16 protein-coding genes and 1 pseudogene are annotated in these 16,914 nt (G+C 32.8%); 12 read left to right on the top strand and 5 right to left on the bottom strand.

From position 1 onward, the window contains the following. Positions 1-75 precede the first annotated feature (75 nt). The 3 genes from AA980_RS28350 to AA980_RS23090 all read left to right on the top strand — a co-directional run. Positions 76-705, top strand: a 630-nt coding sequence (locus AA980_RS28350; protein WP_407937483.1) for an Ig-like domain-containing protein, incomplete at its 3' end; no start/stop codon positions are given. A 5-nt stretch (positions 706-710) separates the two neighbouring features. Next, on the top strand, positions 711-1,130 hold the full coding sequence (locus tag AA980_RS28355) for an N-acetylmuramoyl-L-alanine amidase family protein (protein ID WP_152681202.1): 420 nt from the start codon (positions 711-713) through the stop codon (positions 1,128-1,130). 122 nt (positions 1,131-1,252) lie between these two features. Continuing rightward, positions 1,253-1,834 carry a hypothetical protein gene (locus tag AA980_RS23090; RefSeq protein WP_047772020.1) on the top strand — a complete coding sequence of 194 codons (582 nt, stop codon included), beginning with the start codon at positions 1,253-1,255 and terminating at the stop codon, positions 1,832-1,834. A 165-nt stretch (positions 1,835-1,999) separates the two neighbouring features. Here AA980_RS23090 and AA980_RS23095 read toward each other — a convergent pair whose 3' ends face one another. Next, positions 2,000-2,722 (bottom strand): WecB/TagA/CpsF family glycosyltransferase, encoded by a 723-nt coding sequence (locus AA980_RS23095; protein WP_024027930.1) that lies wholly within the window; start codon positions 2,720-2,722, stop codon positions 2,000-2,002. A 341-nt stretch (positions 2,723-3,063) separates the two neighbouring features. On the opposite strand from AA980_RS23095, the gene AA980_RS23100 reads away from it, so the two are divergent. The 4 genes from AA980_RS23100 to AA980_RS23110 all read left to right on the top strand — a co-directional run bounded on the left by AA980_RS23100 (position 3,064) and on the right by AA980_RS23110 (position 5,565). Next, complete coding sequence (locus AA980_RS23100) at positions 3,064-4,239, top strand: CDP-glycerol--poly(glycerophosphate) glycerophosphotransferase (protein WP_024027931.1); 1,176 nt, start codon at positions 3,064-3,066, stop codon at positions 4,237-4,239. 90 nt (positions 4,240-4,329) lie between these two features. Then, positions 4,330-4,908 carry a hypothetical protein gene (locus AA980_RS23105; protein ID WP_024027932.1) on the top strand — a complete coding sequence of 193 codons (579 nt, stop codon included), beginning with the start codon at positions 4,330-4,332 and terminating at the stop codon, positions 4,906-4,908. A gap of 305 nt (positions 4,909-5,213) precedes the next feature. Then, positions 5,214-5,336: a NosD domain-containing protein gene (locus tag AA980_RS28360; protein WP_407937484.1), complete on the top strand. Its 123-nt coding sequence runs from the start codon at positions 5,214-5,216 to the stop codon at positions 5,334-5,336. Next, positions 5,293-5,565 carry a hypothetical protein gene (locus tag AA980_RS23110; RefSeq protein ID WP_024027933.1) on the top strand — a complete coding sequence of 91 codons (273 nt, stop codon included), beginning with the start codon at positions 5,293-5,295 and terminating at the stop codon, positions 5,563-5,565. Before AA980_RS28360 ends, AA980_RS23110 begins: the two co-directional genes overlap by 44 nt. A gap of 148 nt (positions 5,566-5,713) precedes the next feature. On the opposite strand, the gene AA980_RS23115 is transcribed toward AA980_RS23110, so the two are convergent. From AA980_RS23115 to AA980_RS28365, 4 genes and pseudogenes are all read right to left on the bottom strand, one after another. Further along, a complete protein-coding gene (locus tag AA980_RS23115; protein WP_024027934.1) occupies positions 5,714-6,007 on the bottom strand; it encodes a hypothetical protein in 294 nt (97 codons plus the stop codon). 323 nt (positions 6,008-6,330) lie between these two features. Continuing rightward, a pseudogene (locus AA980_RS23120) lies at positions 6,331-6,951 on the bottom strand (NAD(P)H-dependent glycerol-3-phosphate dehydrogenase); the annotation flags it as partial. 121 nt (positions 6,952-7,072) lie between these two features. Continuing rightward, positions 7,073-7,471, bottom strand: coding sequence for a glycerol-3-phosphate cytidylyltransferase (gene tagD / locus AA980_RS23125; RefSeq protein ID WP_024027936.1), 399 nt, complete (start codon positions 7,469-7,471; stop codon positions 7,073-7,075). Positions 7,472-7,649: 178 nt separating this feature from the next. Continuing rightward, positions 7,650-7,832: a CDP-glycerol glycerophosphotransferase family protein gene (locus AA980_RS28365; RefSeq protein ID WP_152681206.1), complete on the bottom strand. Its 183-nt coding sequence runs from the start codon at positions 7,830-7,832 to the stop codon at positions 7,650-7,652. A 566-nt stretch (positions 7,833-8,398) separates the two neighbouring features. Between AA980_RS28365 and AA980_RS23130 the strand changes: the two genes are divergently transcribed. From AA980_RS23130 to AA980_RS25960, 5 genes are all read left to right on the top strand, one after another. After that, positions 8,399-9,577: a CDP-glycerol glycerophosphotransferase family protein gene (locus AA980_RS23130; protein WP_024027937.1), complete on the top strand. Its 1,179-nt coding sequence runs from the start codon at positions 8,399-8,401 to the stop codon at positions 9,575-9,577. Between the two features lie 2 nt (positions 9,578-9,579). After that, positions 9,580-10,386, top strand: a complete 807-nt coding sequence (locus AA980_RS23135; protein WP_024027938.1) for an ABC transporter permease — start codon at positions 9,580-9,582, stop codon at positions 10,384-10,386. Positions 10,387-10,628: 242 nt separating this feature from the next. Further along, positions 10,629-11,021 (top strand): glycerol-3-phosphate cytidylyltransferase, encoded by a 393-nt coding sequence (tagD, locus tag AA980_RS23140; protein WP_024027939.1) that lies wholly within the window; start codon positions 10,629-10,631, stop codon positions 11,019-11,021. Between the two features lie 234 nt (positions 11,022-11,255). Further along, positions 11,256-13,364, top strand: coding sequence for a CDP-glycerol glycerophosphotransferase family protein (locus AA980_RS23145; protein WP_024027940.1), 2,109 nt, complete (start codon positions 11,256-11,258; stop codon positions 13,362-13,364). 24 nt (positions 13,365-13,388) lie between these two features. Continuing rightward, the gene (locus AA980_RS25960) at positions 13,389-16,910 is read left to right on the top strand and encodes a CDP-glycerol glycerophosphotransferase family protein (RefSeq protein WP_024027941.1); all 3,522 of its coding nucleotides are present in this window, start codon (positions 13,389-13,391) and stop codon (positions 16,908-16,910) included. Positions 16,911-16,914 lie beyond the last annotated feature (4 nt).

The following is a 16,914-nucleotide window of genomic DNA, read 5'->3' on the forward strand; positions in this document are numbered from 1 at the left end:
ACGGTTGTAAGTGCAGAAGGCACCCACACATTAGTGGTAACCGATGCAGCAGGAAATAAAACAACAGTTACGTTTATGATTGATAAAACAGCACCTGCAGCACCAGTTGTAAATGCAGTAACTGATGCTGATCTAGTCATCAAAGGTACAGCAGAGGCAGGAGCAAAAGTTGTCGCAAAAGTTGACGGCAAAGAAATTGGCAGCGCAACAGCGGATGCTGATGGCAAGTTTGCGATCACGATTGCAAATGTGGAAGCAGGCAAGAAAATCTCTGTCACAGTAACAGATGCAGCAGGCAATGAAAGTGCGGCAACGGAAGTAATGGTTAGCAAAACAACAACTCCAGACCCTGAAGTTAAAAATGGTTGGTATCAAGAGAATGACCTCTGGTATTACTATAATAATGGTATTCTGAAAACGAATGCTTGGGTTCAATCTAATCAAAAATGGTATTACCTCGGACCTGAAGGATCAATGCTCACAAATGAATGGGTATTATCCGGAGGAAAGTGGTATTATCTTGGCACATTCGGAGTAATGAATATGAATACTTGGATTTCTACCAATGGAAAAATGTATTTTGTCGATACGAATGGTGTCATGAAAACAAATGCATGGATACTTTATGGTGGTAAATGGTATTTCGTTGATGCGAATGGTGTTATGAAAACAAATGCATGGGTACTTTCTAGCGGTAAATGGTATNACAAATGCATCTTTCTAGCGGTAAATGGTATTTCGTTGATGCCAATGGCGTTATGAAAACAAATGAATGGGTACTTTCTAGCGGCAAATGGTACTTCGTTGATGCGAATGGTGTCATGAAAACAAATGCATGGGTACTTTCTAGCGGTAAATGGTACTTCGTTGATGCGAATGGTGTCATGAAAACAAATGCATGGGTACAATCTGGCGGTAAATGGTACTTCTTTACTGCTAGTGGTGCAATGCAAACTGGCTGGGTGAAAGTCAGCGGCAAATGGTATTTCCTAAATACTAGCGGCGCAATGCAAACCGGCTGGGTCCTAGTCAGCAACAAATGGTACTACCTATACAACGATGGCCATATGGCAGCAAACACAACAATAGGCAAGTACAAAATAGGCTCTGACGGAGCATGGATTCAATAAACAAATTCAAAAAAACCTCTTCTCAGCAATGAGAAGAGGTTTTTTTGGGGGGACAAGGAGCCATGTCCCAAATTTGGTTTATAATTAAATTGCCTGAATTATATAAATTGGGGGTAATTTATATGAGCAAAAAAATTCTCATAGCCGCACTCTGTTTAGGAATAATTGTGGTATTTTATTTCTTTGCAACGCGTCCTACTAAACCTACAATTTCTGCTAGTCCTTATATACCTACTACATCCTTGGAAGAAAGAATCTGTGAACGAATATCAGCACAATTAGGCGATTGCAAAAGAATCCTATTGTTTGATGCTAAATCAAATTTAGTTTTTGCCCAGAGTAGTTCCGGAATCATTCCTGTACTTACCAATAAAGGGTTTACTGACTTTAAAAAGTTTATTTATCCAGAGATGGATTTCCAGGAGTTTAAAGAGGAGAAAGAGGAGAGAGGACCAATAGACTGGCGAGTCAAAAATAATGTTAAAAAGGATTTTTCAATTATATACGGATTTGCCGAAGACGATGCAAAGACCATCGTTATTAATAGTGAAGGCAATATACAGCCAAATAGGTTTTTTGTTCGGGATAACTTATGGGTTTGGTATGTTACTTTCCAGAAAGATCAAATTAAATTACCAATTAAAGTAACAGTTTATGATACAGATGGTCAAATTATATATGGAGGAAATGAAAAGGAAAATTAAAGCAGGAAATGTGACGTACCAAAAAATTAGCGGCGGTTATAACTTTATTTTCCATTTGTTGATGGAATCTCCTTTGGGGATTCCTATTTTGGTTTTGTAGGGGAAAAGGACAGGAACCTTGTCCCAATTTTAGTGGGACGAGGTTCCTGTCCTTTTGGTCCGCGATCATTTAAACTCACGATGAAAAACCCGCTTTAAAAAAATTGGTATCGCTAACATTCGCTTCGACCGGGATGGTTCCTTTATCAGACGATAGAGCCATTCCAGGTTTAAATTCACCATAAACCTTGGCGCACGTTTGGTAACTCCAGCCCAAATATTGAGGCAGCCGCCAACGCCGACAAACATGCCTTTAGTAAAGTGAGTGAGATTTTCAGAAATCCACTTTTCTTGCTTAGGAAATCCGAGTCCGACAAAGACAAGATCGGGTTGTTTCTGTTGAATTTCTTTGATAATTTTTTCATCACTTTGAAAGTAACCGTGGTGAAAGCCGACGATTTCGAGATTGGGAAAGGCCTTTATGATATTGCTTGCACTCAAATCAATAATATTTGGTTTAGTGCCTAATAAATAAACCCGATAATGTTCCTTATCGGATAGCTCCAATAGTTTTAACATCAAATCAAAGCCGGCAAGCCGTTCCCGGAGCGGTCTGCCCAAAATTTTTGAAGCTATAACAATCCCAATGCCATCAGGGGTTATATAATCGGAACTTTTGATAACCTCGTCATAGGAAGGATTTGACTGGGCAAATGTAATGATTTCTGGATTAGCTGTTACGATAAATGTTTTTTGAGATTGGACTATTCTAGAATGGACCTCACCTACAAGTTCATCCATCGTACTATCTACGAAATGATAGCCAAGCACTTCCTTAAATTTAAGCATTTTTACAAGCTCCTAATTCAATACCTATGAATTCCTCTTATTATGAACAACTTGGGAAAAATCATACCAAGAATTAACAAACGGTTTACCAACAAAGCGATAAAAGAAATCATAATTATTTTATATTATTATGTATGTTTATATTTTTCAAAACTGGGTCGATTATAGAAAATACGACAAATATTAGTATTATTTTATCATAATTGAATTATATTCGACACAAGCATAAACAAGAAATTTATTAATTATTGTAGATTATTGACATATTTAATAAAAATACTACAATAAATTTATTCGATTGACGAGAAGATTTTATATAGAAGGGGGAAGGAAGAATCTTAATGCTTAGAGAAGCAGCCATTTCATGTTATCTACTATTGTTTAAATTATTCTTTACTATATTCAAGATATTTCCACAACAAAAAAAGGTTACATTTGTCATTTCTTTTGAGGAAAATGCCATTTATTTGTACCGGGAACTTAGAAAACAAGACCCGTCTTTAAAGCTAGCATTTTTATGCAAATCTTCCGTATCAGGGGAATTTAAAAATGAATTAAAGGATACAAAGATTATTCCCTTTGAAACAAAAAATATATTGAATTGGTTTGTTTCTTTATTTCATCTTTCTACAGGTAGATTTGTTATAGTTGATAATTATTTTGGCTTTTTAGCAGCGGTTACCTTTAAGAAGAATGTCGAATGTATTCAAATTTGGCATGCAGCGGGCGCCTTAAAGACTTTTGGCATGCAAGATCGGTCTATTCGCTATCGAAGTGATTCGGCAAAACGAAGATTTCAAGAAGTATATGATAAATTTCATAAAATTGTTGTCGGTTCGGATGAAATGGCGAGTATTTTTAGAGAAGCTTTTCATGTTCCATCTCAAAGAATGCTGCCAACAGGGTTTCCGAGAACTGACTTTTTTTATGATAAAGAGGCAAGAGATGCAGTGGTAACAAGTTTCTATGAAAATTATCCAATGTTAGCGGGTAAAAAGTTGATTTTGTATGCGCCTACATATCGCGACGGCCAATTGAAAAATAGTGAATTTCACCTTGATATCAAACAGATGCAACAGAAATTAGGCAGCAGCTATTTTTTGTTAATAAAACTTCATCCCGCTGTAAAGACTAAAACAAATTATCAAGAATTATATCCTGATTTTGTTGGTGATTTTTCTAGCTATAAACGGATAAATGAATTGTTAGTTGTTACGGATTACTTAATAACGGATTACTCCTCCTTACCCTTTGAGTATTCTCTGTTAAAGAAACCAATCATCTTTTTTTCATACGATCTGGCTGAATATCGTGAACAAAGAGGGTTGGTTAAGGATTATGAACGTATAGTTCCTGGTCCGATTGTCTTCAATACGGACGAAATGATTGAATTAATCGAAGCAGACAGTTTTGATGAGCAGGCAATCAAAGAATTTTCTAGCAGATGGAATCGATATTCAAATGGGCAATCAGCAAAAAAACTTGTCGAGTATATTTTAAACCAAATTAATTCTTAGCTTGAAGGGTAATGTTTAAAGAATATGTTTAATGACAGCGTGTGGTTTATAATTAAATTGCCTGAATTATATAAATTGGGGGTAATTTATATGAGCAAAAAAATTCTAATAGCCGCACTCTGTTTAGGAATAATTGTGGTATTTTATTTCTTTGCAACGCGTCCTACTAAACCTACAATTTCTGCTAGTCCTTATATTCCTACTACATCCTTGGAAGAAAGAATCTGTGAACGAATATCAGCACAATTAGGCGATTGCAAAAGAATCCTATTGTTTGATGCTAAATCAAATTTAGTTTTTGCTGAGAGTAGTTCCGGAATCATTCCTGTGCTTACCAATAAAGGGTTTACTGATTTTAAAAAGTTTATTTATCCAGAGATGGATTTCCAGGAGTTTAAAGAGGAGAAAGAGGAGAGAGGACCAATAGACTGGCGAGCCAAAAATAATGTCCAAAAGAATCTTTCAATTATATACGGATTTGCCGAAGACGATGCCAAGACCATCGTTATTAATAGTGAAGGCAATATACAGCCAAACAGGTTTTTCGTTCGGGATAACTTATGGGTTTGGTATGTTACTTTCCAGAAAGATCAAGTTAAATTACCAGTTAAAGTAACGGTTTATGATACAGATGGTCGAATTATATATGGAGGAAATGAAAAGGAATAGTAAAGGGTTAAAAGAATGAGAAAGCCGTGAAAAAAAAAGGAAATTGTATCCTTTGTCATTTCTGGACCATCTTTACTAACTGACACAATGGCTACTTCAGAAGTATTGGTATTAGCTAAAACCATAAAAGTACATTACAATTAAAAATTTAGGATTAGATTAGCCTAAAAAAGAAGCAGTGTCATTTTGTGTGCAAATGACACTGCTTTTTTACTTGCGATTCAATATGATTTTTTTCGTTTAAAATTGCTACTGTTAGAATTGTTAACAATCCCATTATAAATCAAAAGGGTAAAAATCCAGCGATTGACCTTTCTTGGGCCCATGGTATTGAAATTGATAATAATACCATATCAAACGCCAACAATGGGATCCACTTAACCTATGTCAGGGACAGCACAATTAACGGTAATTCATTTAAACGGTAATTCATTTAAAAGGATTCATTCAGATGGGATTATGATAAATGAACTTGAAAATAAGGATTATACTGAAAATCTAACAATAAGCAGCAATAAATTCCAAGATTTCGCTGGTTTTAGAATTCTGGTAGAAAATACAAAAGATTTTACAATAGGAAAAAATCTGCTTGATACTGCTTCCACTAAGAAAAGTGTATCGAGTCGGTGCTTATTCGCAGCAAGGAATCATCTCTGAAAACACCATTATCATTTCCAAAAAAGAATCAAAAGAATAGATTATCATAACAAAAACAACAAAAGATGTTAACATAAACGCTAATACCTATAAAAAAAACAAAAAAGCTGACAGCAGGATTTAGCATTTTCGCTGTCAGCTTTTTTTATTAAATACTTCCATTCAACCATAATTGTACTTCATTTAATAGCTGTTGTTCTACTTCTTCACTCTGCATGCGGATTTTTGGGTTTGCTATAGCCTCTTCTGAGGTGTATATGTTTTTCAGAACACACTCTGCTCCATCATCATATAAAACTGCACTGATAACTACTAGCTTTTCGCATTCTGAAAATCGATTATCATCCTGCCAACCTAATATTGAACTCTCAAAGAATGGTAATCCCTCACCTGTTATGCCTGTTTTAACGGAACCTTGAGTTGTATACGCCCAATTTTTCATTAGAGTAGCCTCCCCTGTTCTCTTCAATCCTTAGCAATTCATTCTACCTTAGTGTACGTTAAATTTATTAAGATTTCTTGAACTGTTCATGAAAAAGGTCTAAAGAGATTGTAAAGTTTTCATAAAGTTCCTCAGTTGTATTGGTTATTCTATGTTTCTATTAATTAAATTATAACAAAAATTTTAACATCGCTAACGCTTACATAATTAAAACTGAGTAGCAGGGGGCTACTAACCCCCTACTACTTCCACCGTTGCACATAAGATACCGCGGTTTCATTTAGATTAAGGCAGATTCCTAACGATAATATAGAATTTTCACCTTAGGAAAAGGCAGGAACTTCATCTTTTCCAGTTCGGGTCATTAATGCATCAACAGCATCGCGAGGGTCATGACCATTATGAACCACTTCATAGATGGCATTTGTAATCGGCATGTCTACCTCTAACTTCTTCCCTAATTGAAAGGTAGCTTCTGCGGTGCGTACCCCTTCAACTACCATCCCCATATCATTAAGGACTTCATCTAGCTTATGACCTTTCCCTATCAGGTTTCCAGCACGCAAATTCCGACTATGAATGCTTGTACAGGTAACGACTAAATCACCAACACCTGCCAGCCCTATAAACGTAAGCGGGTCAGCACCCATTGCGTAGCCTAGTCTCGTTATTTCAGCCAATCCACGTGTTATCAATGCTGATTTGGCATTATCACCGTATCCAAGGCCGTCTGAAATGCCTGCTCCCAGAGCAATAATATTTTTCAGGGCACCACCCACTTCTACACCTAATACATCACCATTCGTATACACTCTAAAATATGTGTTCATAAATAACATTTGGACATATTCTGCTGCGTCTAGATTTTCAGATGCAGAAGATACCGTTGTCGGGTGTCTTAGAGCAACCTCTTCTGCATGACTTGGACCTGATAATACAACAATGTAATTTTTTCCATCTTTTCCTCCGCTATCTGTGCCCCCATAACTTTATTTGTACCCAATCTGGGATTTTATATGAATGCAAAAAGGACAAACCGTTGTCGATTTGTCCCTGTCACAATGATTATTTAGAAGCGGTCAAAAGTAATTCTTTTTTTATTTTTGTTGTTGAAATCCCAACTGTACGTGGTAAGTAGACGACTTCACAATAATCCTTTAAGAAGTCAAACTTCCCTTTCCAATCGTCACCCATAACAAATACATCGATATCATTGGCTTGTACATCTTCAATCTTTTGTTCCCAATTGTTTTCAGGGATTACTTCATCAACATAACGAATCGCTTCAAGAATCATTTTTCTATTTTCATAGCTATGGTAGGCCTTTTTATTCTTTAGTGCATTGAATTCATCTGTAGAAATTGCAACTACTAGATAATCTCCCAATTCCTTCGCGCGTTTTAGCAAGTTGATATGACCCCAATGCATTAAATCAAAAGTACCATAAGTAAGTACCTTTTTCACCTAATCTCCCCCAGAATTATTTTATGATCTAGCCATCTATTGTCATTATTTACGTTTAACAATGCCGTTTTCGCACAAGAGTTATTATAGCATACATTTTCTGACCAAACTTTTGGAAATTCTGTTTTTTTTGTAAAAAATTCGACAAATTTAGGGGAGTAACCACAAATTTATGGTCTTATTTTAATACCTTTTTTACAACTTGCTCGGAAGCTGTTCCTTTATCCCATTTACAAAACCTTTCATAGAAAATATCAAACTTCCCATTATATGTTAGTTTTTCTTCTTCTATATTAGCGATGGTCTCTATTACTTCTTCTGTCCTTTTTAAACGACAAATCCTTTTTAATTTACCATATATTTAGCAATTCGAAATAAAAGTATAATATTATTTTCAATTTAAAGGGGTGAATATTAAGGGGTTATTCAAAAAACCATAAAGTTTATGTGGCTGCCATTTAGAAAGGTGTAGCAATGATGCCCAATAATACCACAGCTCAGCTTGAATAGTACCTTACCGTCCCCATGGTCAATTGACATTTTTCTATAAAATATTACAATTAATGAGTATATCTGATCGGGAACACAAACTAAACCCATCCATAAACATTATTATAGTGCACACAAGCAACCTTTCGGACGGATTTCGGCAGGAATTAAGCGATAATACCAAAGCGATTCACTTTAAATAAAACCTAAAGAACTGGTTTAAATACATTTACTATCTCTCTACTTCGAAAGAGATCATCGTAGACAATTATTATGGCTTTTTATAGATGATTATCTTTTAATAATCAAGATGCATCCTTCAGTAAACAGCAATAATTATTTCGAAGAGTTGTAACATTGAAACGATTTGCGGCTTATATATAAAATAATTAGAAAACACCCCTGTCTGTTTCTTATAGTCGTTTGGAGGAATTAAAATTGACCCAATTGAAAAATTTCATTTCTATGTTATATAAAATAGGTTTTATTTTGATTGGGTTTTTACCAGTCAAAAAGAAATTAGTTATTTTTGAAAGTTTTCTTGGAAAGCAGTATAGTGATAATCCCAGGGCAATTTATGAATATTTACGAAAGAACCATCCTGAGTATAAAATGTTTTGGAGTATCGACAAAAACTATAGTCAAAAATTCAACAAAATGAATATTCCTGTCGTAAACCGCTTTTCAATGAAATGGTTATTTTTATTGCCAAGAGCTGAGTTTTGGGTAACCAACAGCCGGCTGCCATTATGGTTCAAAAAACCCAACCATACCACTTATTTACAAACATGGCATGGTACACCGCTAAAAAAATTAGCGTCGGATATGAAGGAAGTTCACATGCCCGAAACGACAACTGAGAATTACAAAGAAAATTTTTATAAAGAATCACGCAGATGGGACTTTTTAATTTCTCCCAATCCATACTCAACTTCCATATTTCAAAGAGCATTCAAATATGATAAGGAAATTTTAGAAACAGGCTATCCGCGTAATGACCCTTTAGTGAATAACAATAACATTGCAGCTATAAATAAAATCAAAGAAAAGCTTGGTATTCCTAAAAATAAAAAGGTAATCTTATACGCTCCAACGTGGAGAGATAATGAATTTTTTGAAAGAGGGAAATATAAGTTTACAATGCAGCTTAATTTGGAACACCTTCAAATCTCTCTAAGTAATGAGTATGTTCTTTTGCTTAGGTTGCATTACCTTATATCTAATAGGATAGATATAAAAAGGTATCATGATTTTGTCTTCGATTTTTCAAATTATGATGATATTAGTGATTTATATTTGGTTAGTGATATCCTATTAACAGATTATTCATCTGTATTTTTTGATTATTTGTGCTTAAAACGGCCAATCATCTTTTATACGTATGATATTGATACCTATCGAGATAAAGTAAGAGGCTTTTATTTTGATTATGAGAAGGATGCTCCCGGTCCCTTAGTAAAAACCACGGAAGAGGTAATAAATGTAATTAAACAAATAAGTGAAAATCAATTTAAGCCTTCAGAAGAAGTCATAAGATTTCATCGTGAGTTCTGCAGCTTAGAAAATGGAGTTTCTGCTGAAAAGGTTGTAGAAAAGGTTTTTTTAGAAAGGGTTTAAGAATGAAATCATTTTTTCAAATTATTAAAGACCATGCTAATCATTTTTATTTAATTATTCGACTATCTCTTTTTGAGTTAAAAAGCAGCAATAACAACAATTATTTGGGAATTTTATGGGTAATATTAAATCCATTGATACTAATTAGCATTTACTGGTTTGTGTTTGGAATTGGAATAAGGGGTGGGCAAAATGTGCATGGAGTGGCCTTCCTGCCGTGGCTGTTATCGGGAATCACGGTTTGGTTTTTTATTTCTCAATCTCTAACTCAGGGTGCCAAATCCATTTATTCAAGAATCCATATTATTTCAAAAATGAACTTCCCAATGAGCGTAATTCCTTCCTATATCATTACCTCATTGTTTTATCAGCATATAATCCTCATCGTAATTGCGATGGTGTTGTTGGGGTTTTATGGATTCTTCCCTACTTTATATATTATACAATTGCCTTACATGATGCTGGCAAACTTTGCTTTATTAATTGGAATTTCCCTAGTTACTTCTACATTGACTACGATAATTCGTGATGTGCAAATGGTTGTTCAATCGGTTGTTCGTGCATTATTGTATCTCACGCCGATATTATGGCCGCCAGATAAATTACCTGCATCGATCAACACAGTATTAAAGGTTAATCCAATTTATTATATTATAGAAGGGTATCGCTCATCTTTGTTAGGTACAAACTGGTACTTTATAGAAAACAAATTCTATACATTATATTTTTGGATGTTTGTTCTGTCGCTATTATTTATTGGTTCATTTCTTCACATGAAATTTCGAAATCGATTTGTTGATTATCTATAGCATTGGGGAAATACTGCGATAAACAAGAATAGAATTTTATCCAAACCCTTTCTTGCTAAGGAAGGGTTTTTTGTTTTTACATTAAATGACACGAAACTTGTAAAATAAACTAGTAATATGGCGGAATTCCCAGTAGTTTGCCAAAAAAATATATGCTATAATATTAAATGTCGAAATTTATTTAGATAACCTAAAAATGGTAGCTTCAATATATATAAATTCTAAAACACGGGGGAGATATAGTGAAAAAGGTTATTACTTACGGTACGTTTGATTTACTTCATTGGGGGCATATCAATCTATTAAAACGCGCCAAAAATTTAGGAGATTATTTAATTGTTGCCATCTCAAATGATGAATTTAATGCATTAAAAGATAAAAAGGCATATCATAGTTATGAAAATAGAAAAATGATTCTTGAAGCAATACGCTACGTTGATGAAGTAATTCCTGAAAAGAATTGGGAACAGAAAATTGAGGATGTTATAAACCATGATGTAGATGTTTTTGTTATGGGTGACGACTGGAAGGGTAAATTTGACTTTTTAAAGGACTATTGTGAAGTAGTGTATCTGCCTCGAACAGTCGGTATTTCCACAACAAAAATAAAAAAAGAATTGGTGCTTGCAAAATAACATAGTCCGGTGAGGGGATTTATTAAATAAATCCCTTTTGTTTTGTTTCAAAGAGATAAAAACGACTGATCATGAATGTTTGTTTGTCTATTGTTAAATAATATTTGTTAAGGATTTGAATACTTTACCGTCTAACAAGTACCCAGTTTTCAAAATGAAAAGGGTGATTTTATTTGCACAAACTTTTAGGAACAATAACCTTAATAACTACAGACGCTAATGGAGTTGATTTTCATGAATCAAATTAGCGATGATCTTAAAGTTGTACACTTTGAACTTTCTAATCGAAAAATAAACATTATCTTCCCAACCACTCCGTTTGTAAATAAGGAGGGTGTTTCTTTTTTTTGTAAGAAAAGAAAGGAAGAGAAGCGTTATTATTTAAAATGTGATATGAAAGTAATAAAGGATAGTACACTTGTGTCTATTGAGATTGAACAATTTAAAAAATACTTTCAATCGGAAGTAAGATTAGATTTGTATATGGAAAATCTGAATGAAGTCGGCGAAAATCCAGTAAGGGTTTATTTTGCTAAGTTCAGCAATAATATAGAACGTTATCAAAAGCCAGTATATTTAAAGAATGATTTTTATCTATCATCTTATATCACTAAAAATAATCATGTATCTATCGTAATAAATACTGAAGAGAAAATTAAAAGTGAAATGTTTGAAGGTCATGTAAAACTCCATAAATTAAAGGTAAAAAAGGTTAATTTAAATGTTTCATTTGATATAGATACAAAAGTTAAAGTAGAAATTAAAGCGATAATACTTAAACATAGAAAAGGCCCAGAACAAATCAGAATAAAACTAGGCCCTAATCAGATCAAGGAAAATAGGGTGGAAATTAGCCTGGATATGAAGAATGTTGAACTCTTGCAATTTTATTGGGATTTCTATGTTGAAGTTATAAGTGAAAAATTAGGGAATGTTCATTTGCGTGTGAAGAATTTTAGCATCTTGAACAAATTTAAGCTACAGTATTTCCCGTCTATCTTTACAATAAAAAATAAGAATGATTATATCATCTTACCTTATATTACTCAGTCTGAAGACTTTAGTATTAATTATCGTTTAAAGGGAAGATATGAAGATAAGAAGTTTAAGATAAATGAAATTATAGCCTTCATTCTATATATTCTATTTGGATTCTTTTTTATAGGGTCTAAGATATGGCTTATTCATGAAAAATTCTCCGAAACTGCTCAGGATAACTCTTTTAGCTTTTTTAAGTATTGTTATAAAAATCATCCGAATAAAAAAGTGTATTTTGTGATTAAAAAAGAATCTGAGGACTGTGTACACACTATTCCCTACAAAAAAAGAGTCGCTCATTTTATGAGTGTGAAGCATCTATTTTTAATTTTAGTGTCCAAAAGAATTATTTCATCCGAGGCAAAAGGACATGGTTTTGCTTGGAGAGTATCCCAAGGGATGATTAAACCAAGATTAAATCAAAAAAAATATATATTTTTGCAACATGGTGTATTAGGGCTTAAAAAGGTTGATGGTACTTTTAATGCAAATGGAAATAATCATGCAGACTTATTTGTCACCTCTTCAGAAATTGAAAAGAACATCGTACATGATTACTTAGGTTATCCGCTAGAAAACATAATTGTAACAGGCCTTGCAAGGTGGGATGAACTAGAAAGACAACACACCCATGAAAAGACTGAGATTTTATGTATGCCTACTTGGCGAAATTGGTTAGAAGAGGTTACCGATGAAGAATTTATTCGTTCTGATTACTTTCAAAAATACCTTGAATTAATTACATCAACGGAACTAAGGAATTTTCTTTCTGAACAGGACTTATATTTAAATTTCTATCTACATCCAAAGTTTATACAATATGCTAAGTTATTTAATTCTGTTGATAATCGAATAAATATTATTGAGTTTGGAGAACAAACTGTTAATTCCTTAATAAAAAGATCAAGTATGCTGATTACAGATTATTCAAGTGTAGCTTGGGAATATTGCTATTTAGATAAACCTGTATTATTTTTCCAATTTGATAAAGGGAAATATGAGTCTCTGCAGGGAAGTTATTTGGATTTGGATAAAGATCTTTTCGGAAGAAATAGTTTTGATGTAAATACTTTGATTTGCCATCTAAAAGAGTTAGTTGCAGCAGGAATGAAACTTGATAACAGTATAATCAAGCAAAAAAGTAAGTTTTTTAAATACATTGATCAAAATAATTGTTCACGTATATATCAAGAAATAATTAAGAATGAAGAAAGCACATCACACAAAGAGGAACTTATGTATGCCTTAAAAAGAAGCCCTATAGTTAGAACAGTATGGAGAAAAGTTAAAGGCATTAGAACATAAATTTACAACTGGGGGGATAAGTAATTGGAATACTTGGTTCGTTTTGAGAAAATAGAAGCTAACAAAATTTTTCTTAAAAAAAAATGTGATTTTAAAGTAGAAGAATTGTCATTTATCCTAGGTAAAGAGGAAGTAAAATTACCTTTTACTGAAGATGATAATAATGTAGTTGTTCACTTGATACAACGAAATTTTCAAAAACTAGAGAAATATTATTTAAATATTAACGGAAGTAATGTAAAAGTTGTTAACGAATTTGAAATGGCAATACCATTCGATAAAGATTTCATACTTTCTTTAGCTGCGCTAAAAGAAAATTTAACAATAGAGATAAAATGGATTTCTCCAATCAATCAAAACAATACAACCATTAAAAAGGTTGATGATAAAAACATTCCATACATGGAAAATGATGAGGAAATAAAACTACATCTTCCAAATGTTTCAGATGGATATTTTTTGGGGATTCGATTTAAAGGACAAATTATTGAAATCCCAACCCATAAAACAGGAGAATATGTATCTTTATGGAAAAAGGATTTTGGAAGAAGTATCCTTCCGTTTGGTCAGTTTAGATTATATGTATTTGAACCATTTTTAAATTTGTTTATTATGACGCCTATTAATCTTGAAACGAGTGAAATGAATACAAGAATTGAACTTAACATGTTCAGTTATATCCAAAATAACAACCAAAAATCAACCCTTTTCATTAATGGTATTAAAAATACAAAAAGTATACGAATTATTAATCATGATAATTTAAGATTGAGTTTTTCATTAGGACATGAAAAATTAGAATCTGACCCAGCCCTCTATTTAGTATCAACTGATTTTAATAAATTTCATTTAATTGAAAGCACATATATAGAGGAACTTAATATTTTTAACATAACAATACCCTTAAATGAGTTGAATCATTCTCTTTATAATTTCATTATTAAGATTAATGAGGATTTTTACTATTTAGTTTATACTAATTATTTTGAGAGCCCTATATCACACGATAATGAAAATAAGGGGTTTTTATTTAATGATCAAAAACTGAATTTGTATATAGGGGATAAAAATTTATATCAGGTGAAATTTAAAAAAGAGATCAACGGCAATATAGAGGTAGCAAATATTTTTCCGTTGAATAACTTTTTAGTGGTCGAAACTAATCGTAGTAACTTACCAGAATACTATGAAATTTATCTAGTAAATGATGAAAATGCAGCCCAACAATTTACATTAAACCATTTCTATATGGACGGTAAATTGTGGATCGACACAAAATCAATTCCTACTGTAGATACCATAGGTTGTTGGACCTTTTACTTAAGTGCAAATTTCCAAAGATACATTTTAAAACAATCCATTACTCTAGTTTCGAATAGCATTAGACCAATTGTGGATTGTAATAGCTATATCATTGAAGACCAATCTTATATTAACGGTTTTTATATCGGTAAAAATGGGTTAGGGTACTGCCAATTATCCGAGAACAAATACCTTACAACGACGAGGAAAGTATCAAAGGATAATATCCTTGTTAAGGATTTTCTTTTTGGACAAAACGAAATTAGCTTTTCTTTATCAAATGCGGAATTAGATAATTTAAATACTTTTAATGTAATCCTAATTTCCCGTAAAACAAAAAAACGTATTATTTTAGGTACAGAAATTAAGGGGAATAGAATTACTTGTCATCTAACAAATACTGAAAACAGCCATCGGATAGAGTCATTTGAAAATGGTCGATGGGATATTTTTGGTGAGGTTTTTTCTAAGGGGGATTTTATATACGGAAGAATTGAACATGAGGAAGATTCCCTAAGCAAGAAAAGTTTATATTATTTCAGTCATAGTAAAGAAGAAGCAATACTTATTTATCAAACAGATAAAAACCAAATGTCTGTTGTGAAGGAAAAAGCCCATAGTGTTTTCAAAGAGAAAAACCAAGTAGAAACGAAACTAATTGAACTAATAAAACAGAGAAATAGCGGGTACAAATTTATTATTGATTTAACTTCAAAAAATTACTTGAATATAGAAAGTGCAGCCCTACTTTTAAGAAGTAAAGATAATTATAAGAGAATAGACATTTCAAATATTGCAACATCCAAATCAAAAAAACACCAAACAATTAGTGGAACCTTTAATATGAACTGGGATGAATTCTTCCCACTCTATTGGGACCTGTTTATAACCGCAACTGATGCAGATAATCAAACTGGATATATAAGGGTAAATGGAGCATCAAAAAACGTTATCAACAAAGTAAATGAAGATTATTTCAAACAGGCTATTATGTCGGGGGATAAAAGTAAAATCCTTTATCCGTATGTTACCTTCTCTGAAGACATTTCCTTTATGATGCGGGAGAGAGAATCGTTTGAAACAATAACTAATAAAATGAAGGAATCCCTTGCATATTATACCTACAGACTATTGAAACCACTATATTTTCACAAAAAGAATATATGGCTTGGTTTTGAGAAGTTTTCAAAGACTGCTCAGGATAATGGGTATGCTTTCTTCTCATATGTTGATAAGAATAAACTGCATGAGGACTTTTATTTCATAATTGATAAGACTTCTCCAGATTATCAACGTATTAAAAAAGAAAGTAATAAAATTGTGCCTTTTATGTCGTTTAAATACTTGCTATTAGTATATGCTTCAAAGCTACTTGTTTCATCGGAAACAAAGCGGCATGTGCACAACATCAGGATTCGTTCAGGTAAAGTAGCTGAAACCATTAATAGGAAAAAAAGTGTATTTCTTCAGCATGGTGTAACTGGGCTGAAAAGATCTGATGTTTTTAAAAAATCAAAAGGGAGAGGGAATTTTGATATAGTTGTTGCTACATCAGATGCCGAAAAGGAAATTTTAAAAGAGCATTGGAACTATGAAAGCAAAGAAATAATAGTTACAGGTTTTGCACGTTGGGATTTACTTAATGATAAGTCAAACGAAGTGAAAAAGAAAAAAATCTTTGTTATGCCAACATGGAGAACTTGGATGGAGGATATGCCTAAGGAGGAATTTGTTAAGTCGGATTATTATTCAAGTTATACAGCTCTTTTAACTTCATCAGAGCTAAATCAGCTTTTAGTTGAAAGCAACTTGGAATTGGTCTTTTTCTTGCATCCAAAATTCAAGCAATATATCTCAGAATTTAAGGTTGAAAATGAAAACATTAAAATAAAGGAATTTCTAGATATTAAGGTTAACAACGAGATGATGGAATCGTCACTCATGATTAGTGATTATTCATCTGTAACATGGGATATGTTCTTTCTTAATAAGCCTGTTATTTTCTACCAGTTTGATCATGAAAAATATAATCAATATGAAGGTAGTTATATTGACATGGATAAAGAATTATTCGGGGATAGGGCAATAAATGTGGATGAAATAATATCTGAACTAAATTATTATGTGAAACATAATTTTGAAGTGAAAGATGAATATAAACACCTTAGAGAAAAATACTTTAAATATACAGATTATGAGAACTCTAAAAGAATATTTGAGGAAATTAAAAAAAGGATAAAGTGAGGTG

Source organism: Neobacillus vireti (genome assembly GCF_001026695.1).
In the GTDB taxonomy this organism is placed as follows: Bacteria; Bacillota; Bacilli; order Bacillales; family Cytobacillaceae; genus Neobacillus; species Neobacillus vireti.